General features: G+C 46.8%; 18 protein-coding genes and 1 riboswitch. Of the genes, 3 read left to right on the forward strand and 15 right to left on the reverse strand.

Annotation, left to right across the window (positions count from 1 at the left end):
• Positions 1-207: 207 nt before the first annotated feature.
• Together FY534_RS10790 and FY534_RS10795 are read left to right on the forward strand one after the other, a co-directional pair.
• Positions 208-1083 (forward strand): LysR family transcriptional regulator, encoded by an 876-nt coding sequence (locus tag FY534_RS10790; RefSeq protein ID WP_203114546.1) that lies wholly within the window; start codon positions 208-210, stop codon positions 1081-1083.
• A gap of 75 nt (positions 1084-1158) precedes the next feature.
• Complete coding sequence (locus tag FY534_RS10795) at positions 1159-1767, forward strand: TetR/AcrR family transcriptional regulator (RefSeq protein ID WP_203114547.1); 609 nt, start codon at positions 1159-1161, stop codon at positions 1765-1767.
• 113 nt (positions 1768-1880) lie between these two features.
• On the opposite strand, the gene tkt is transcribed toward FY534_RS10795, so the two are convergent.
• The gene (gene tkt, locus FY534_RS10800) at positions 1881-3872 is read right to left on the reverse strand and encodes a transketolase (protein WP_072872807.1); all 1992 of its coding nucleotides are present in this window, start codon (positions 3870-3872) and stop codon (positions 1881-1883) included.
• 275 nt (positions 3873-4147) lie between these two features.
• Here tkt and FY534_RS10805 point away from each other — a divergent pair, with 275 nt between their 5' ends.
• Positions 4148-5341, forward strand: a complete 1194-nt coding sequence (locus FY534_RS10805) for a glycosyltransferase family 39 protein (RefSeq protein ID WP_203114548.1) — start codon at positions 4148-4150, stop codon at positions 5339-5341.
• On the opposite strand, the gene FY534_RS15060 is transcribed toward FY534_RS10805, so the two are convergent.
• From FY534_RS15060 to FY534_RS10875, 14 genes are all read right to left on the reverse strand, one after another.
• Entirely contained in the window at positions 5319-5549 is a 231-nt protein-coding gene (locus tag FY534_RS15060) for an energy-coupling factor transporter transmembrane component T family protein (protein ID WP_203114549.1), read from the reverse strand. The genes FY534_RS10805 and FY534_RS15060 overlap by 23 nt on opposite strands.
• Positions 5546-7696 carry an ATP-binding cassette domain-containing protein gene (locus FY534_RS10815; RefSeq protein WP_203114550.1) on the reverse strand — a complete coding sequence of 717 codons (2151 nt, stop codon included), beginning with the start codon at positions 7694-7696 and terminating at the stop codon, positions 5546-5548. Before FY534_RS10815 ends, FY534_RS15060 begins: the two co-directional genes overlap by 4 nt.
• On the reverse strand, positions 7693-8271 hold the full coding sequence (locus tag FY534_RS10820; RefSeq protein WP_072872805.1) for an ECF transporter S component: 579 nt from the start codon (positions 8269-8271) through the stop codon (positions 7693-7695). The genes FY534_RS10815 and FY534_RS10820 overlap by 4 nt, the downstream gene beginning before the upstream one ends.
• A gap of 85 nt (positions 8272-8356) precedes the next feature.
• A riboswitch (TPP riboswitch) is annotated at positions 8357-8453 on the reverse strand.
• Positions 8454-8523: 70 nt separating this feature from the next.
• The gene (locus FY534_RS10825; RefSeq protein WP_072872804.1) at positions 8524-9330 is read right to left on the reverse strand and encodes a DODA-type extradiol aromatic ring-opening family dioxygenase; all 807 of its coding nucleotides are present in this window, start codon (positions 9328-9330) and stop codon (positions 8524-8526) included.
• Positions 9327-10256, reverse strand: coding sequence for a DMT family transporter (locus FY534_RS10830; protein WP_203114551.1), 930 nt, complete (start codon positions 10254-10256; stop codon positions 9327-9329). Before FY534_RS10830 ends, FY534_RS10825 begins: the two co-directional genes overlap by 4 nt.
• Positions 10257-10261: 5 nt before the next feature.
• Positions 10262-11014, reverse strand: coding sequence for a bifunctional phosphoribosyl-AMP cyclohydrolase/phosphoribosyl-ATP diphosphatase HisIE (hisIE, locus tag FY534_RS10835; protein ID WP_238413515.1), 753 nt, complete (start codon positions 11012-11014; stop codon positions 10262-10264).
• Positions 11005-11772 carry an imidazole glycerol phosphate synthase subunit HisF gene (gene hisF, locus FY534_RS10840; protein WP_072872801.1) on the reverse strand — a complete coding sequence of 256 codons (768 nt, stop codon included), beginning with the start codon at positions 11770-11772 and terminating at the stop codon, positions 11005-11007. Before hisF ends, hisIE begins: the two co-directional genes overlap by 10 nt.
• A complete protein-coding gene (locus FY534_RS10845; protein WP_203114552.1) occupies positions 11766-12536 on the reverse strand; it encodes a 1-(5-phosphoribosyl)-5-[(5-phosphoribosylamino)methylideneamino]imidazole-4-carboxamide isomerase in 771 nt (256 codons plus the stop codon). The genes hisF and FY534_RS10845 overlap by 7 nt, the downstream gene beginning before the upstream one ends.
• Positions 12523-13095 (reverse strand): imidazole glycerol phosphate synthase subunit HisH, encoded by a 573-nt coding sequence (gene hisH / locus FY534_RS10850; protein ID WP_238413516.1) that lies wholly within the window; start codon positions 13093-13095, stop codon positions 12523-12525. The genes FY534_RS10845 and hisH overlap by 14 nt, the downstream gene beginning before the upstream one ends.
• Before the next feature lie 79 nt (positions 13096-13174).
• Positions 13175-13807, reverse strand: a complete 633-nt coding sequence (gene hisB / locus FY534_RS10855; protein ID WP_238413517.1) for an imidazoleglycerol-phosphate dehydratase HisB — start codon at positions 13805-13807, stop codon at positions 13175-13177.
• On the reverse strand, positions 13804-15096 hold the full coding sequence (hisD, locus tag FY534_RS10860) for a histidinol dehydrogenase (protein WP_083573993.1): 1293 nt from the start codon (positions 15094-15096) through the stop codon (positions 13804-13806). Before hisD ends, hisB begins: the two co-directional genes overlap by 4 nt.
• Positions 15093-15734, reverse strand: a complete 642-nt coding sequence (gene hisG, locus FY534_RS10865) for an ATP phosphoribosyltransferase (RefSeq protein ID WP_072872797.1) — start codon at positions 15732-15734, stop codon at positions 15093-15095. Before hisG ends, hisD begins: the two co-directional genes overlap by 4 nt.
• Positions 15728-16798, reverse strand: a complete 1071-nt coding sequence (locus FY534_RS10870) for an ATP phosphoribosyltransferase regulatory subunit (protein WP_203114553.1) — start codon at positions 16796-16798, stop codon at positions 15728-15730. The genes hisG and FY534_RS10870 overlap by 7 nt, the downstream gene beginning before the upstream one ends.
• 218 nt (positions 16799-17016) lie before the next feature.
• Entirely contained in the window at positions 17017-20007 is a 2991-nt protein-coding gene (locus FY534_RS10875) for a molybdopterin-dependent oxidoreductase (protein ID WP_203114554.1), read from the reverse strand.

Here is a 20007-nt window from a genome sequence, read left to right on the forward strand (position 1 = left end):
ATCAGTTTTCTCGTATCTATCAGCCATTTTCATCGTCAACAATTGACAGTCATCGACACGAAAAAACCCACATTCTCTAGTTTACTCTGAAATTGCGAAAAGAGGATGGAGAAATCTTGGCAGCATGACGAAATTCTCATCAATATCTAATTGTTCCTTTCAAGCAGCACATGATAGAATGCAGAAAAAGGTCAGTTGGGTGATGATGTGGATACACGTGATGTAGAGCTTTTTTTGGCTATAGCAAGGCTAAAATCGATTTCCAAAACGGCCGATAGCCTATTTATGTCACAATCCACCGTCACTACACGTTTGCAGCGACTGGAACGAGACTTGGGCTATGCTTTGTTCGATCGCGTTCCGACAGGAGTTGAATTAACTGTTGCAGGACGACAGTTTTTACCCCTCGCTGAGCGTATGCAACGGCTGGTCACTGAAATGAGCAAGCCCGAAAGTTCACCTTTACCTATTTTGCGCATCATGTCTGGCCGCGCTTTTGTCTCTACTGACGTGCCTAGTTGCCTTGCCACCTTTCACCAACAAAGTCGGATTCGCCTGCAAGTACAAATGGGACTTTACGATGAAATGGTGGAAGCCTTGACCACTGGACGCGTGGATTTTTGTTTTTTAGGTGAGCCGATTTATCATCCACGTGTGCGTCTTGTAGAGTTTGTTCCAGATAAAATTGATTTGGTAGTTTCGAAAAACCATCCTTTTACACATCATTTTCCTGGTCCTCAGGCACTGGTCAATGAACCTTTCGTCGCATTCAGCCGGGAAACAGCGCCTTTTCGCAAGCGTGTTATGGAACTCCTTGCCAAATCACATGTCTATCCCAAAGTGAGTATGGAACTCGACAGTCTTGACGCTATTAAAGCCATGGTTGGACTCGGTGTTGGATATTCTCTGTTACCAAGAAGAACTCTTGCAGATGCGGTCCACAAGGGCTGTTTAGCTATTGATGTGGGACTGGAGGATTGGGTGCGGCCGACATTACTGGCTTATCCAGAAGAAATAGCCGAACATCCTATCACCCATCAGTTTTTAAAAGTCGTGCGTGATCATTATGCATCACTGACATAAAACATTCTCTACATACCGCGCGGGGGTAAATTACGTAACTATCATTTCAGCGCAGTTGAAAAAGGAGCTTCTGAAATGCGTCAATCCATGACTAAAGAGCAACGTCATCAACACATTCTGAATACTGCCAAATGGCTCTTTCAAGAATATGGCTATGACGATATTACGATTGCCGATGTCATCAAAGAAAGTAACATTGCACGCGGCACCTTCTACCTGCATTTCAATTCACTCGAAGATTTGCTCACCGCTTTATTTGACGAGATGGTGGAGCAGACCTGGACTCGAATTTCCCCCATTCTTGACAATCTTGAAAACTCTTTTGAAGAGGCAACTGAAGCGACAGTCAGAACCGTTCTGCGCATGTTTGACCATGATAAAGCCATGGCGTCAGTTTATTATTCGGGTGGCGGCCGAGCGTTTATGGAAAGAAAGCAGGAAGCTATGTATGGTTCTCTCGGTGACAAACTGCTAGAGGCTCTCAATCGTCGCCACGAGGGACGTTTTCAAAGCAAGGAAGATCGCTGGACGATTCTCATGCTTATCTCATTGGTGGGAGACATGGCTTATTATGCAGCAATGCATATTGAGGAGTCCGATAAAACAACATTTGAAAACCGTATTATTCGTTTTGTCATGGCAGGATTGCAAGCTCATTTACAATCATCGGAAACTCTTTCCTGAAATTACTGAAAACAATCATGATTGTTTGAAGAGAACAAGCGATTTCTGTCCTTCGAGCATTGAACAAATGGGGCGTCCACAAGGACTGCCCCATTCTGCATAGAAATTGACGTTTAACGATTTAAAATGGCTTTTGCTTTTGCGATGACGTTTTCCACGGTAAATCCATATTCTCGCATCACAACTTCTCCAGGGCCAGAAGCACCAAATCGTTGTATGGTCAACGTATCACCATCCAACCCCACATACTTGCCCCATGACATGGGGTGAGCCATTTCCACGGCAAGCCGCTTACGCAATCCACCGGGCAGGACGCTCTCTCGATACGCCGCATCCATTGATTCAAACAATTCAAAAGATGTGACGTTAATCACACGCACCGCGATTCCTTCAGCAGCCAAACGCTTGGCAGCTTCGAGTACAAGGTGCACCTCAGAACCAGTAGCCATGATGGCTAATTGTTGACCATCCCCATGTTGATACAAGACATAAGCACCCTTGGCAAACTCCGTTCGATGTTTTTGGATTTCAGGTAAAACCGGGAGTTTTTGTCTGGACAAGGCTAGCACAATCGGTGCCTCCCGATGCGTCAATGCATATTCCACCGCATAACCTGTTTCCTGAGCATCTGCCGGACGAAAAACCACTAATCCTGGGATAGCGCGCAGAGAAGCCAATTGTTCAATCGGTTCGTGCGTCGGTCCATCTTCACCAACAGCAATACTATCGTGTGTAAACACATATAGTGCTGGTTGTTTCATCAGTGCAGCCAAGCGAATGGATGGACGCAAGTAATCGCAAAAGACCAGGAAGGTCCCAACATAAGGGAATATACCTTGATGCAAACACAGTCCGTTGATCATGGCTCCCATGGCATGCTCACGTACTCCATAAAAAACATTCTGACCGGCATAATTTTCTGGTCCAAAATGATCTTTTCCAGCAATTAAAGTTTTGTTGGATTCTGATAAATCGGCAGAACCGCCAAGCATTGTTGGAACGTGAGGAGCAATGGCATTGATGACTTTTGCAAAAGCATCGCGTGTCGCTACTTCACCTTCAAACTGCGGCATGACTTGCGGAAAATCAACACGAACTTTCCCAGAGCGGGCTGTATCTAGTTCTTGAGCCAGCTCAGGATATTTCTTTTGGAACTCCACGTAGACAGCGTTCCAAGCTGCTTCCCGAGATGCACAGGCTTTTTTGAGTTCTGCAAACAATTCTCGAACTTCGGAGGGAACATGAAACGGATCGTCATGACCCCACTGATAAAATGCTTTTGCTTTAGCTGCTTCCTCTTTACCCAACGGGGAACCATGAGCTTTGGATGTCCCTTGCTTGGTAGGCGCGCCATATCCAATGATGGTCTTGACTTGAATGAGTGTAGGGGCGTTAGCGTGGCGAGCTTCTTTGATAGCCTCCTCAATTTCTTCCAAATCGTTACCATCTTTCACATGCAAAACGTTCCAGCCGTAAGACTGATAACGCGCTTTTACATCTTCCGTAAACGACCAAGAAGTAGGCCCATCAAGAGAAATATCGTTAGAATCATAAAGAACAATGAGTTTGTTCAATTTGAGATGACCTGCTAGTGAAGACGCTTCACCCGAGATACCTTCCATTAAATCGCCGTCGCCGACAATCACATAAGTGTAATGATCAACCACTTGCGCATCAGGACGATTGTATTTAGCAGCCAAAAATCTTTCCGCAACAGCCATACCCACAGCTGTCGCAATTCCTTGTCCAAGCGGTCCAGTTGTAGTGTCCACTCCCGGCGTGTGTCCGTATTCTGGATGTCCTGGTGTACGTGAGCCGTATTGTCGAAAAGATTTCAAATCGTCTATGGTCACATCGTAACCAAAGAGATGGAGCAGGCTGTAGAGTAACATAGAACCATGACCAGCCGACAGCACAAATCGATCACGATTAAACCAATGGGGATTTTCAGGATTGTGTTGCAAAAAACGGGACCATAATACATAGGCCATAGGTGCAGCACCCATGGGCAATCCTGGGTGGCCTGAATTCGCCTTTTCAATGGCGTCAATAGAAAGTGTACGAATCGTTTGAACAGCTAACAAATCTTTTTCTGTGTACGGCATTTCTCCACTCCTCTGCAACAAAAGATGGGCAACGGAAAATATGAGTGCAACGTGGACAAAACGCGCTGCTTCTCCGCATATGATAACATTTACAAAGTAAAATTTGGACAACAAGGCTTACGAACTGTAGAGGTGAATCCGTCATTTTACAGGAAAAAAACAACAAACCCCAAAAACGTTTCTGGCCGATAACCTATCTTACCCGTTTTCAACATTCTAATCTCTTCTGGGTCGTCCTCATCAACATTTTGCTAAGAGGAGCCTTTCTTTTATACATGCAACCGCCACAACGCGCTGATTTTGAGTGGTATTTTATCCATGCTAGAGAAATGGCGCTTGGACAAGGTTACCATTGGCGCGGACAGGCAACCGCATACTGGCCGATTGGCTGGCCATTTATCCTGTCCATCATTTATCGTCTGACCGGTCCGGTAATGATTTCTGGGTTGATTTTTAATACGCTCCTGAGTATTGGAATGGTCATCTTGATTTACAAATTCATTGAACACTTTACCCATCATGCTCGGCTAGCTACAATTGGTGCCCTGTTTTACACTCTCTTGCCAAGTCAAATAGAATGGAACGCTGTCAACGGATCGGAAGAATCGTTTACTTTTTTACTTGTGATTGTACTCTTTGCCTTAACCTTGCTTTCAAACAAAAAAGAACACCGTTGGTGGCCGTTTGCGCTTGTAGGTTTACTACTTGGTCTAGATATTGATATACGTCCCATCCCGCTGTTGTTTCCTATCTTTTATTTATTCTCTGAACGTTGGTTAGGACAAATTGCATGGCGAATAGCTTTTCAACGAACGGTTTTATTCGTCCTGGGCATGGTCGTCGGCATCTTTCCAGTGACGCTGCGCAATTGGCTGGCCATGCATCATTTTGTCCTGGTATCGACAAATGGAGGAGTCAATCTTTGGCAAGGAATTATGACAAATTCAGGATACTATTGGTCATACAATCCCAACATCAATCCATTACTTGCGGCTGGTAAAAACGAAGTTCTAGAAAATGCAATTGGCGAAAAAGTAGCGTTTCAATACTACTGGACTCATCCCTGGCAGACCTTCCTGAATGGCTGGGCAAAAATTTATCATCTATACAATAATGACGTAAACGCTGTTCGTTATACATTCATCAATGCTGGAGCCCAACCATGGTTGGTCACAACCATGCGTAACGTGGATACAATTGCCTATTGGATTTTTATGCTCTTTGTACTACTCGGCCTGATGTATTTGGCCATCCAAGCAGAAAAACGCCCACTGCTTCGACAATGGGCCATTATTCTCTGCTTTTTAGTTTACTATACTCTTGTTTTTTTCTTTTTCCCTGCTTGGGATCGTTTCCGTTATCCATTGATGCCTTTATACGCTCTCTTTACGCCCATGGGTTGTGTAGCGTTCCCGTGGATCTGGAATAGGACCATTCGCCACAGGTTTAAGGGTGAGCAAAAATCATAAGCAAAGCGAACACTGAAACAGGAAAAGCGAGAGCAATAAAAATATCCAAAGTTCCATAGGACACATCACGGTAAAAGCTGCGTTCCTTAGCGGACGCAGCCGCATCACCCTGCAAACCACGAGCTTCCATAGCCATGGCTACACGCTCGCTCATGCGTACAGCCTGAGCCAATAGCGGCAACGCAAAAATACCGATGCGCCATATCATCCGTTTAGGGATAATCCTCGCACGCGACGTGCATCTTGAATTTTGTTCCACTCAGTGTGCAGCAACGGCAGTATGCGAAAACCTGCCAGAAAACCATAGGCGAACTTAGGCGGCAAGCGAAAATGTCGCGTCAGTCCAATGGTCAATTCTGTTAAATCCACGGCATCCACATAGAGCAGGCCAAGCGCCAACGTGCCAATCATTCGTGTGGCGAGCACGATACCATTGAGAAGTCCGGCTATACTTGGATGCCACCAAAGAATCGTCACGCTGGCACTTCCAGACGGTACTGCTGAATTCAATGTCAAAGAGACAAGGGAAAGAAAATAAATAAGGACAAATGGCGCAAGAATTTTTAATACACGCCAAGGAGATTGATGTCCCAAGGTCATGAGCAAAACCATAGGAAAGAGTAACATCGCCAAACCTTGTTGCCAGTTGTTTGCAAATACCATCAAGACCGCTGCCACCAGAATACCAATGAATAGCCAGACTGGGTGAATTTTACGAAACCAGGACAAACGAGCATGATTCTTAGGAACACTCTTCGGTTCCCAAGCATTCCAAATATCTTTCATGCTCAATTCCGTTCGTTGCAACTCTGCCGCAATCAATTCCTGTTCCGATAAAAGATGAGCTTTTGCTCGAATCGCTTGATGATTTTTTAAATCCTGCGGCAAACCATCCCAAATCAACCGACCATTGACCACCACCCAAACGCGCGTAGCATAACGATAGACGAGTGACAAGTCATGGCTAACCATGATCAGAGTTTTACCGCGAATGTGCAACGACTCCAAACGTTCCATAAGAAAACGGGTTGTCGCAGCATCCTGACCAAACGTTGGCTCGTCAAGCAAATACGCCTCATGTTCCTTACGTAACATAGAAGCAACAGACAAACGGCGTTTCTGGCCTTGGGAAAGCATATAAGGCGATTGTTCAGCTAAACCTGCCAGGCCAAAATCACTGAGCCAGGACTGGACATCATCAGGAATGTCACCTGACAGACGTTGATTGGCTATCTCTTCTCCCACTCGTTCATAAACAAACTGATGCTCTGGATTTTGAAAACTCACAGAAATTCGTTGATACAATTCTTCTGCCGACCAATCCTTGAGTGGACGTCCAGCATACGACAACTCTCCAGACTCAGCCGGAACCAATCCCGCGAGCGCTTCAAGTAATGTCGATTTGCCCGATCCGTTTGGACCCACAATGGCTATCCATTCGCCTTGCCGTATTTCTGCATTAACCTGCTTCAACACTTCACGCTTTCCACGCTTTACGTCCAACCCACTCAAAGTCCATAGCGGATTGCCCAAAGACAAACTGGACGCATCATTAGCGCGCCGCACCGCAGTTTGGACAAGCTCATGACTTTCTGCTACTCCTTCTGCCAGCATCCATGCCCATTCTTCAGCAACCACTTCTCCAGCAGGACCTTGGCGATGAATGCTACCATCTCGATTGAACAAGACCACCCTATCCACATAGGGCAGAAGAGGTTGAAAATGATGCTCAATTATCAGCAAGCTAGTCCCTTGTTCGCGCAATTTTTGAATGGTCGCCAATACCTGTGCACTAGCTAACGGATCGAGATTAGCTGTAGGTTCATCCAGGACACAAAGTTGAGGACGAAGTGTCAAAGCGGAAGCAATCGCCAATTTCTGCTTCATTCCGCCCGAAAACTCATGATGATGATCGTTTGGAGCAACGGGCAACAAAACATTGGCCAAAGCTTCTTTCATTCGTTCACGCATCTTGGCGCGGGGAATTTGCCGATTCTCCATGCCAAACGCCAATTCGTCATCCACTTGCAGCATGCAAAACTGTGTATCCGCATCTTGAAAAACATAGCCAATATTCCCCGGCTTGCGCAAAGAATCGCTAGAAAAGACTTCTCCTTTGACTTCTGCCTCAAGAATCCCGGGTATCAGACCAGCAAGTACCATAGCTAATGTGCTTTTTCCCGATCCGCTTGGGCCAAGCAGCAATACAGATTCACCTGGATGCAGGACAAAATCAATATGGCGCAAAATCCATGGCCCATGCTCCTCATAGCGCAAACAGAGATCCTTTACAAAGAGAAGCGGACTTGCCATCTCTTCGAGGGTACGAGGACTCTGCTTCAGTTGGCTACTCACTGTGAAATCCCCTTAGCTCGCTGAGCAATCGCGTAATTGCGAAGAAGCCCTGTACGCGCAAGAGCATCATCAATCCATTTCGGCACAAATCCAGCAAAAAATACTCCTGAAATACAGTTGATGAGAACGGCAAGAATAAAATCCAAATGAGTGAGATGATTACCGCCATACTGATAGTAATATTGCACAGCGTACCCCACACCGGCCAGCGCACCTGAGAGTGATAAGACGCCGAGATTGTAGCGACGATAAGCAAAGAACAGATAGGCCAATTCGCCGCCAAGACCTTGCAATAAGCCAGAAAGAACGCCACTAATTCCATAAGGACCAGCGAGCGCCCATTCAACGACGGCAGCAAGCACTTCTGCCAAAAGCGCAGCCCCTGGTTTACGAATGATATAAGGTACCAAGCCGACAGCAATAAACCAGACACCGTTTAAAATATTTTGACCAGGCGGCCAGACAATATTGCCGATTTGCAGAATGTTGTACAAGAAATCGAAAATACGGAAAATCAGACCACTGACAACCGCGAGAATGGCTAACAAGACAATGTCTCGCAACTTCCAACTCATAAACATTCCCCCAAATTATGATTGTTTTGCGAGAGTTGACATAAAAAAACACCTCTCCCGCTAATGGCGTGAAAAGAGGTGACTCTCCCCGAACTTGGCACTTCCTCTCGCTGGCATTATCCAGATCGAGTCTAAAGGGTTGACATAGGTCTCTCAGCCAAAGGGCACCCCTAGCGCCTCTTTTCTTTATGCTGTTTGCAAGCAGTGTAGCAAATCCGCGTCTGAGTAACAAGAGACTCGTTCACAAACCGCTTAAGCGAGTCCTGCTACTAACATTCCGAAATAGGTAGGACACTCATATTCGCATTCTGTAATTTTACGATCCGCTTTGGACACAGCACCAGCTAACATTAAAATTTGTGGGATTCCGTCGGGTTTAGCAGCTTCAACAAATGAAGAATCCCAATCCGCCATTTCTTCCCATTCACCACGCATAAGTACATCCCGAACTTTTTGATCCAACTCCACGGCTTCTTTGGCAAAACCATAAGGTCCGCCCTCATGGTGCGTATGCGCCCAGTCACAGGAGGCAATCAAGCCAACACGTTTTTTCTGACGCACTGTCCACTCTGCCAATAGCTCTCCACAGCGAATATATGACGCTTTATCCAAATTTCGCGCTGGGGTGATAATAACAACAGGAACATCAGGCATAAACCAGAGCGGAACCATACTTCCCCAATCAAGCGGTAAAACAGAGAGCGGTCCTGCTGCCGTGGCAAACTGAACACCCAAAAGTGGTAAACCTGCAGCCTCAGCAGCCTCTACGTAACCCACTGCAAAAGACTGCGCTACAGGACATTCCATGCTGGCTTCTTCTCCGTCGTATTCCGCTAACCCGCGTACCCAAGTGCTGGTTGTTACTGTAGTGTAACGGGTCGTGCGCAGTCCATGCGGTGTCAAAACCACCAATAAATCAGGTTTAGCAGCTGTCATACGTTTCCCTTGCTTTTCCAAAGCACTCCTTAAACGCTGAATTCCCGGACGTTTGGCTGTGTCGAGCGAAGGAATCAGTTCAAATCCGTGAGGCGAAATAAGCGTGTGAACAAATGGATTCAATCCGACCGTTCTCCTCTCTGTTGTCTACCTAGAAATAGGCTAAATAGAATAACGACACTTCCGACATAAAAGGATGCTTCCGGTTGAATGTGAAGCAACCAAACGGAGAGCAACACCCCAAAAACGGGTTGCAAATAGAGAAACAACGCTGCAAAAGAGGCGTGAAAAACACGCAAAATAAGATTCCAGAGCACATAAGCGCCAGTCGTACAAAAGAGTGTCAAATAGGCTGCTGCATATATGTCTTTGGAAATCCATTCGTGCGGCAGCGGATGATGGAGCAAAAGCCAGATAGGTAAACTGCCAAGGGCACCAAATAACAATGATGCTGAAGCAGCTGGCATAGAAGGTACAGAATCGGTCAATTTTTTTGACAACGCATTGTACACAGCATAGCACAGAACGGCAGCCAACATAAACAAGTCGCCAAGCCAATAGCCTGGATTGTCTGGACGAGGAAACCCTGCAATCGCATAAGCACCTATCAGCGCTAAAAACAAAGCAAAAATCCGCCGCCATGTTAGCCGCTCTCGCAAAACCATCGCAGCAATGAAGGTTGTAAAAAGAGGTTCCATCGCTATAGAAATGGCAGCTACAGCTGGAGTCGATTGATACAGACCTTCTGTCTCGAAAAAAACTGGCAAGGAAAAACCGACTACACCCAAGAAGGCACTGAGTGCTAACACACGAGGATGGAAAAGGCGACGCGCTGATCGCAAAAAAAGCCAAGGCGACAAAAGCAGTCCGCCTACCGATAGGCGCATCAGTGTCAAAAAAACGGGAGGAAAACTATGTACGGCAAACGCAGTGGCCGGAAAACTCGCAGCCCAAATAAGATTGACAAAAAGGACGGAAAACAAACCAAATGCCTCGCGCGATGGCGAGGCAGGCACTTCTCCAGGAGGTGGTACAACTTCTGACTGCATCTGCGCTATCTGCTCCTCAACACTGCCATTACATCCGCCGGAGAAACCCCAGAAGCACTCCAAAGAACCAGCAGGTGATAAAGTAGGTCAGCGCTTTCAGCCGCTACTTCTTCCCGCTGTCTGACAGCATCTGACGATTTGGCTGCCAGAGCAACTTCGACAGCTTCTTCTCCAACTTTTTTGGCAATTTTGTCCATGCCCTGCGTGAAGAGATAGGTGGTATAACTTCCTGCAGGCATTTCCGATTGTCGACTGATGACAGTATCCCACAAATCAGCCAGCAGTGTAAAGTCAGTTCCATTATCTAACACTTTTCTCGCAGAATCGTCTGTCTGTTTTTCTATTGACCTTTCTATACTCACTTCCCCACTCAGTTTATCCGCCTGTTCAGCCATACTGTCCGATACCAAGGTTCGATAAAAACAACTACGCTCACCTGTGTGGCATGCAGGTCCAACAGCTTCTACCCAATAAATGAGGCTGTCCGCGTCACAATCGACCCAGATAGAAAGCACATTCAGCGTGTTTCCAGAAGTTGCGCCTTTGCGCCAATATTCTTGACGAGATCGGCTGAAAAACCAGGCTTGACCTGTCGCCAACGTACGTTTGAGAGCTTCGCGATTCGCATAAGCCATCATCAATACCTCACGCGTCTTAGCCTCTTGGACGATGACCGGCACCAATCCTGTTGTTGCATCGTAACGGACGCGAGCCAGTGCTACAGACTGCATGGCAGATTCGCCTGTTGCTAAATCCATCGAATAGCCACTCCTCTCTGGCGGCAATACGACTTGACTTCACGAATAGAAGTTTCAGAAAAATGGAAAATTGTAGCAGCTAGTGCCGCGGCTGCTTCTGTTTGAGTAAAGACATCGTAAAAATCTTCTACACAACCAGCCCCACCTGAAGCTATTACGGGCACAGAAACTGCTTCTGCAACCGCCCGCGTCAATGTAATATCAAAACCACTTTTAGTTCCATCTTGCACAAACGAGGTGAGGAGTATTTCACCCGCCCCAAGGCTGACAGCACGGCGTGCCCAATGGACAACTTCAAGCCCTGTCGACTGTTTTCCGCCTTTTATCATCACTTCATAGTCGCCTGTCAGAGAATTTTTTTTAGCATCAATGGCCACAACCACACACTGCTCGCCAAAACGGCGGGCTGCTTCCTGTATGAGCTCTGGAGAACGCACGGCCCCCGTATTCATGGACACTTTATCCGCTCCAGCCATCAGCAAATCACGCACATCTTGAATACGATTGACACCCCCGCCTACGGTGAGCGGAATCTGAATACGAGAGGCCACTTCCTCTACCACTCGCAAGACGGCCAGTCTGCCTTCCAAAGAAGCCGAAATATCCAAAAGTACCAGTTCATCGGCTCCTTCTTCAGAATAACGCTCTGCTAACGCTACTGGGTCTCCTGCATCGCGACGATTTTCTAAAAAACCTACGTGTTTCACCACACGTCCCGCATCCACATCAAAACAGGGGACAATTCGTTTGGTCAGCACGACACATCCCCCTTTTCACTTTGCCACCAAGCTGCTACTTGAGAAAGTTCTATCTGACCACTATAAAGCGCCTTTCCTACTATGACCCCAGCTAATCCGGATTTTTGCACTGCTTGCACATGGTCAAGATGGGCTACACCGCCTGAAGCTATCACGGATAAACCGGTCGCTTCAGCAATTTCCCGAGCGATTTGTAAATTGGGTCCTTGGCCGGTTCCGTCCTTACGCACATCCGTCACCACAGCAGTCCTTACCCCAGCCTGTCGTGCCCAAACAGCGACTTCTATCAGCGGTTGATTGGTTTGCTCTTCCCAACCCTGAACGGCAAGTTTTCCATCTCGTCCATCCAGTCCCACAACTACAGCTTCTGCGCCAAAACGTTCGACCGCCGTTTGCAGAAAACCCTCTTCACGAGCAGCTGTGCCCACTACACAGCGACTTGCTCCCACTTCCAGCCAAGCGGCAAGATCAGCCAAGGAACGGACGCCGCCACCTACTTGGACTTTTGCATTGCAGGTAGACGCAAGCCGACAAATGTCCCGTATAATCTCAAGATTCACCGAAGTTTGCGCAATGTGCTTCGGAGAACGAGCCGCATCGAGATCGACCACATGCAAATAACGGCAGCCAGACTGCAGATAAGTTTCGGCTGTAGCCAACGGATGGGTACTGACTTCCGCTGCACTTCCATATTCTCCCTGATAGAGCCGAACACAGCGGCCACCCAGAAAGTCGAGCGCAGGGTAAATCCTAAACTCTGACATTCGGACGTACCCCCTGTTCGGACAGTTCCACAAAGTTTTCTAGTAACTTGGCCCCCACGCGACCACTCTTTTCCGGGTGAAACTGCATTCCAAAGAGTTGTCCGCGTCCAACAATTGCAGGCACTTGTACATCTGCATAATGGGTAGCAGCAAAGACAATTTCCTCTTCAAGAGGTACTGCATAGTAAGAATGAACAAAATAGACAAAATCACCAGGGTCGATCCCGTTTAAAAGCGGATGCTTGCGTAGGACGTCCAGTGTATTCCACCCCATATGCGGCACCCGATCGACAGAAGGAAATCGAACGATTTTGCCCGGCAATAGTCCCAATCCTATGGCACCTTGATGCTCTTCTGAAGTACTGAATAAGAGTTGCATGCCCAGACAAATACCGAGAATCGGAAATCCAGAGGCAGCTAGTTTTTTTAGCGGCGACAACAACTGACGGGACCGTAACTGGAACATGGCGTCACCAAAAGCACCAACACCTGGCAAAACTAAGGCTTTGACTTGTGAGGAGGGATCAAAGTTCATCTGCCAATCGTGGAGATTCGCCAAAACTACAGTCTCAGCCCCGCCCTGGCGAGACCAGCACGTACACTCGACAAATTCCCAATACCTAAATCCAATACCGCAATCATTCGAGCACCCCTTTAGAGCTAAGCAAGCGTTGATGATGTTCGAGTGTCACAGCTTCTCGCAAGGCCGCAGCAAATGATTTAAAGAGAGCTTCTACCATATGATGATGATTGGATCCATAGAGAACCGCCATATGCAGCGCCATACGCGCTTCATTGGCGACTGACTTAAAAAATTCTTCAACCAATTCGGTAGAAAATTGACCGATTTTATCTTGACGAAATTCTGCTTGCCAAACAAAGGCGCTACGCCCAGAAAAATCGAGTACCGTGCGAGCCAACGCTTCATCCATAGGTGTATAACGTTGACCGTAACGGCGAATGCCCACCTTATCTCCTAGAGATTCGTAAAGCGCTCGCCCTAGACAAATTCCGATATCTTCTACCAAATGATGATCATCGACTTCAATGTCACCGCTCGCCTGAATGGTCAAATCACATCCACTGTGAACGGCAAACAAATGGAGCATATGACTCAAAAAAGGCACCGGTATATCCAATTGCGCCTGTCCTTGACCGTCTAAACAAAGTTCCAGTTCGACTGACGTCTCACCCGTTTGACGAACAATCTTCGCTTTTCGCACAGATGGATAGCCTGTTTCATCCTCTTTCTCAAAACGATTTACATTCACGAACGCTCACCTTCCAAGCGAATTTGTACAGCTCGCGCATGGCCGTCAAGTCCTTCGGCTTCTGCCAATCGGATAATCGATTCCGCATCACGAGCTAAAGCGGTTGAATCATATGACACATAAGTAAAACGACGCAGAAAATCATGCACAGAGAGCCCAGATGCAAAACGGGCTGTACCATGTGTCGGCAATACATGGTTGGGTCCGGCCAAATAATCGCCTACAGGTTCTGGCGTATATTCACCAAGAAACACCGCGCCCACTGTTCTTAACTCAGGCAAAATTTCGTATGGATGAGCCACATGTAATTCCACATGCTCTGGTGCCATTTGATTGGTTAACTCAATCGCTTCAGTCATTGAAGCCACTTCAACCAGCGCACCCCATGTCTGTAGAGCCTGAGCAGCAATCGATCTCCTCGGCAAAATAGCCAATTGCCGTTCCAACTCGCTTGCTACTTCATCCAACAAACGGCGATCTGTACTGATACAGACAGCACCAGCAGCTTCATCATGTTCTGCTTGAGCTAACATGTCAGCAGCTACATAGGGGGCTTTAGCCGTATGATCAGCTATTACAAATACTTCACTTGGTCCAGCGATGGAATCAATCGCAACATGTGACTGAACCTGCTGTTTGGCTGTGGCAACCCATTGATTGCCTGGACCGACAATTTTCTCAACAGCGGGTACACTGGCAGTTCCATAGGCAAATGCGGCAATCGCCTGTGCTCCGCCTATGCGATACACCTCTTGCACACCAGCAATTTCAGCTGCCGCCAATATCAGAGGATGGGGCCAGCCTGTCTCAGCTTGTGGAGGAGAGGCCAAAACAATTTCTGTTACACCTGCTACTTGAGCGGGTATAGTATTCATGAAGACCGTGGATGGATAGGCAGCTTTACCACCCGGCGCATAAACACCCACTCGACGCAACGGACGCCAAACCATCCCAAGCGTCGCTCCTGCTTGTTCAAATTGACGATTATCCGGAAGCACGTCTTCGTGGAAACGGCGAATGCGCTGAGCCGCTTCTCGCAAAGCCGTCTGAAGAGACGCAGGTGTTGCCGCTAACGCTGCTTCGCGCACAGATCGCGGTACAGAAAGAGGCTCTTCAGCGTTCATAGCTCCTTGCCATCTATCGAATTCCTGTGTGTAACGACGCAAAGCAAAGTCTCCGTCTCTTCGAATAGTTTCCAATATCTCGGATACCTTGGATTGAACAGCTGTTTCTGATGTTAATGTTCGTTGCCAAATCCATTGGTCTGAACTGTAGCGACGGATGATCATATCCAACCCTCTCCATCCGTAGTAGCTTTTTGTAAAGCAACCAACAACGGTTCCAGTTTGTCTTGTTTGAGACGAAAACTGGAGCGATTCGCAATCAGGCGTGCAGAAATTTTATGACACTCATGGAGTACTTGAAGTCCATTAGCGGCAAGCGTTGCTCCAGTTTGCACCAAGTCAAAAATAGCATCTGCCAAACCGATCACAGCTGCCAGTTCAATACTCCCTCCTAGTTCTACCAATTCTACCGACAGCCCTTCGCTGCGAAAATACGCTTCCGCCAATCGCGGATATTTCGTTGCGACACGACGAATTTGGTTCATCTTTGTTTCAGGTTTGCCAGCCAGACAAAGCGTACAGCGCGCTGTCCCCAAATTGATTAATTCATAGACATCAGATTGCTGCTCAAGCAAAATATCTTTGCCAACAATACCGAGATCGGCCACACCATATTGAACGTATGTCGGCACATCCATAGGCTTGGCCAACAGATATTGAAGCTCCCCGAGGATTGGACTGTGGGCAGGGAAAACGAGAGCGCGACTGGTGAAAAAATTTTCTGCAAGCGGCCAGCCTGACTGCTCGAGTAAAGGCAACGTATCTTCTGCTGTGCGTCCTTTGGCAAGAGCAATCGTCAACAAAGTGATTCCCCTCCCCGATTTGTTGTCGACGCAACAACGTTCAAGAGACGTTCCAATTCCAGGACAAATCCGACCGCAGGAGCGTCAGCTCCATATTGCTTCAATAACTCGTCATATCTTCCTCCGAGAGCAATCGGAGCCCCAACGCCGGGAGCAAAAGTTTCAAAAAGAATACCTGTGTAATAAGCAATATTGCGCGTCAGCGTAAAATCGAAAGTATATTCTTGTTGACGGCCAAGTTCTGTAATTTGTTTTGCAATAGATACAACTGTATTCCACACTTGATACAATTCTGTGTTCTTCTGTACAGCCTGCCCACAACGCTCCAATTGTCTTTTCAGACTTTCCGAATCATATGGATTGAGTTGACGCAGACAAGTCAGTAAGGATACAGACGGATGGTAAGTCATCATAAGCTCTTGAAAACCTACATAGTCCCCTCTGACCAGTTGCTGTAAACTTTTCGCAATCACATCTTCAGAAATTCCTGCAGCATTCAAAAACAAAACTGCTAAGCGAGCATGTGAAACTACCGTCCGCGCTCCCTGGACCGATAACTGTTGTAACGCTTCATGGCAAAGCAAAAGCAAGTCAGCATCTGCCGCTTCGCTTACTCCCATCCATTCCACTCCCACTTGTGTAGATTCCACAGCGTCCACAGCAAGTTCAGACCAGGAAGAAACACTTCCAGGTTTGCGATAAACACGTTCAGCGTAACACCAGTAAAGCGGCTGAGGATGTTGTTGCAAAACAGGAGCTGCCATACGCGCAATGGAGGGTGTCATTTCCGGGCGCAATACCGCCAACTTTCCAGGAGCCATAAGTATTTGATAAGCATCATCGACGGAAAGTGACGTTTTGGCACGCCAAAATGTATCTAGTGACTCAATCGCGGAGGCACTGACTAAAGAACATCCACGTTGTTCGAAATAGTCAACCAGTTGTATTTCCAACGCTCGTCGCTTCGAGGCATAGGAAGGATAGGCATCTCTCAAGCCAGCAGGACGATCGCCATTGTTTGAACCGGAAAAAGTTGCTGGTTCTTCAAAGAAAACTCGATTCACACTCTCACTCTCCAGCAGACAAGTACCTGCGTCATTTGCTTTAGTTCGCTAATATGATAAAGCATTTGACCGTAGTCTACTGAAAATAGATTCGGTTGTCAATGAAGCGTCGTAAATCTTGCACTGAAAAGAACCCATCTAGACATCTGGATAACAGTTTCAGGAGCAAGGGACGGCTATTCCCCTGCTCCTGAAACAAAAACTCCGCGACCATACAATTATTGGTTCACTTCACGCATTCCTGGAACGCTCTCCGGAACAACATAAGCATCTGGATGTGGCTTTAAAACACGAAGCATCCAATAGGGACGGTAGAGTCCACCTGGTCCTGGCGCAGGCCGCGTCAACTCAAGCCAACGTTGAAAAACTTCGTAGGACTTTTTAGGATCGGCTACAATTTCTCCATAGTGACGTCCATTTTCTACTTTCTCTACATGAATTCTCTGATGCCAACACATCATGCCGCTAATCGGATCGGGCTGAGGAGGGAAAATAATATTTTGATGCACACCCCCATCGGTCCACCAAACTCGTCCGGAATCAGGATCTTTACTTTTCCAGGGAATCGGACCATGAATTTGTTTCATCGTCCATTGACCCGATTGATTTTTTTCAATTTTAACCAGTGACGAACTCCATCGATCACTACCTATCTCTTCATGTAATCGCCACCTGCCCAAATGATGGGAGCAAGCAATCACGCCTGGTTTGATACCTTCTGTAACCCAAACCTTATCTACAATTGAGCCAACTTCCGTAGAAATACGCACTTCATCTCCTGTTTTTACACCCAGTCGAGCAGCATCTACAGGATGAACCCACACGGGATTGGTATGGGCAATCTCATGCAGCCACTTGGCACCATTGGTTCGAGTGTGAATCAACATGGGCAACCGGAACGTTGGCAATAAAATGTAATCTCCTTTGGCTGGATCTATGGATTGATGATGCACTTGACTGACAATATGAATCATGGATTGACGTTCTCGCTCATTTCTTGGATAAATCGGAATGGCGTATTCTGGCCATCCCCAATCTCTGAGCGTTGTGGAGAAATACTCCAATTTCCCTGAAGGCGTTGGCCAGCCTTTCACAGCTTGCTGGTCTACCAAAATACCCGCTCTCACTTTGCCTTCCTTATTCTTGAACGGTCCAGGCAAGGGAGCATGATTTGCGGAATGTGGCAATTTATCCACCCATACACCAGGCTCTTGACCCTGTAGGTTCCGTCCTTCAGAAGGTTCTGGAACAATAACGGCATCCTGCAAAACAGATTCTTCTACTGGTCTTTTGTAAACTCCGTACACATCTTTTGTAATTTCAAAAACGCCATATCGTTTCATGTAGGCTAACGGTGTCATATTTTCAGCCGCCGCTGCCTCTGGTAAACCTGGAACAGCATTTTCAAAAATCCATTGATAATATTCATTCACCGTAATTTTTTGTCCCGGACGATATGGAGACTCATGATACTTGCGAATACCCAAACTTCCATCAGGGTCGATTCTCCACGACAGTTCAATCCAAAATTCATTTTCTTCCCAAACCTCACCTGGATTAGCGTCTCTCGTATCACCTGTAAAATTACCTTTTCGTTCTTTTGAAACTCTCAAGACAGGTTGACGAAAACCTATCCATTGTGCAGCGTGCGTCTCATAACTATGCAAATCGTGCCGCTCTGTGGCCAGACCAACAGGCAGAATATAATCAGAAAATTGGGCGGTTTCAGACCAAACCGGAGATAAGGTCACATGGCAACCAACGCGATCGGGCTCTTGAAACATTTCAATCCATTGGAAGCCATCTGGAAAAGTCCAAACCGGATTCATAACTTTAGTAATATATACTTCCAAACGTTTCTTTCGTTTTTTGAGGATATGTGGAAGACAAAAACTCATTTCAAAATAAGAGAGCGGAAATTCGCGTGGCCAATGATTTTCATTCCAAACTCTAATAGGCTCTGGCATCGTATGACGTGTAGGAACAAACTTGACCCATGTGTTAGGAATCATACTTCCAGGTTCTCCAACTGCGCCCATCAAGACATTCAAAAACATCAGACTGCGAGTAATCATCCAACCTCCACGATGTCCTGCAGCCGCATTGCGCCAAATATTACTTGAAAACGCTGTTCCTGCGCGGGCAATTTCTTCAGCCACACTTCGAATTAAATCGGCTGAAACACCACATTCCTCTTCTGCCCATTCGGGAGTATAACTCGCATAAATCGATTTCAAAACGTTCACAAAGTCCCGAAATGTTTGTCCTGTAGGGACAGTATCCAAAAAGCCCCTCTGTTTCAAATCTTGCAAATACTGTCGATCCGCTAAAAATTCCCTCCAGTTTACCCATTGACGTACAAACTCTTGATTAAATCGCTCACTTTGAATCAACACATTCGCAAGAGTCAAAAGCAAGCCAGCTTCCGTACCCGGCCACGGTGACAACCAGTAATCAGCTTTCGAGGCCGTATTGGAGAGCCTGGTATCAATAACCGCGATTTTCGTTCCTTTTTGTTGAGCTTCTATAATACGCTGCGCATTTGGATTAAAATAGTGGCCGGACTCTAAATGCGCACTCATCATTAAGATAAACTTGGCGTTTGTGTAATCTGGCGAAGGCCGATCCATTCCCATCCAAAAAGCATAACCTGCACGTCCTCCTGAAGAACACACATTGGTGTGAGAGGACAACCCATCAATACCCCATGTTTTCAAAACTCTTTCTGTATACTCGTCTTCACCCGGTCTACCTACATGATAGGTAATTTCATCCCGCTTTCCGGCTAAGATACTTTTACGAATGCGAGCGGCAATGTCGTCTAAGGCTTCATCCCAAGTGGTTCGTTCCCATCGGCCTTCTCCACGCTTGCCCACACGTTTGAGTGGATACAGAATGCGTTCCGGATTGGTCATTTGACTTACCGTTGCTGGGCCTTTAGCACAATTTCTGCCACGACTAGCCGGATGCAGAGGATTGCCTTCCAATTTCTTGACTTCTCCTGTTTCTTTGTCTATATAGGCCAACAAACCGCAAGCTGCTTCACAATTGAAGCAAACGGTTGGAATGAGTTCATAGTGATGCTCCACTCTTTTCGGCCACGCTTTGGCATCTAATTCTTTCCAGTCATCCCATTTAGCTGGTTCAGGATGGGAGCGCAGATGACCAAAGCCCTTGGTCATTTCCAAATGTTTCTCCTGAATACCCAA

This window comes from Alicyclobacillus sp. TC, assembly GCF_016804365.1.
GTDB classification, from domain to species: Bacteria; Bacillota; Bacilli; order Alicyclobacillales; family Alicyclobacillaceae; genus Alicyclobacillus_I; species Alicyclobacillus_I tolerans.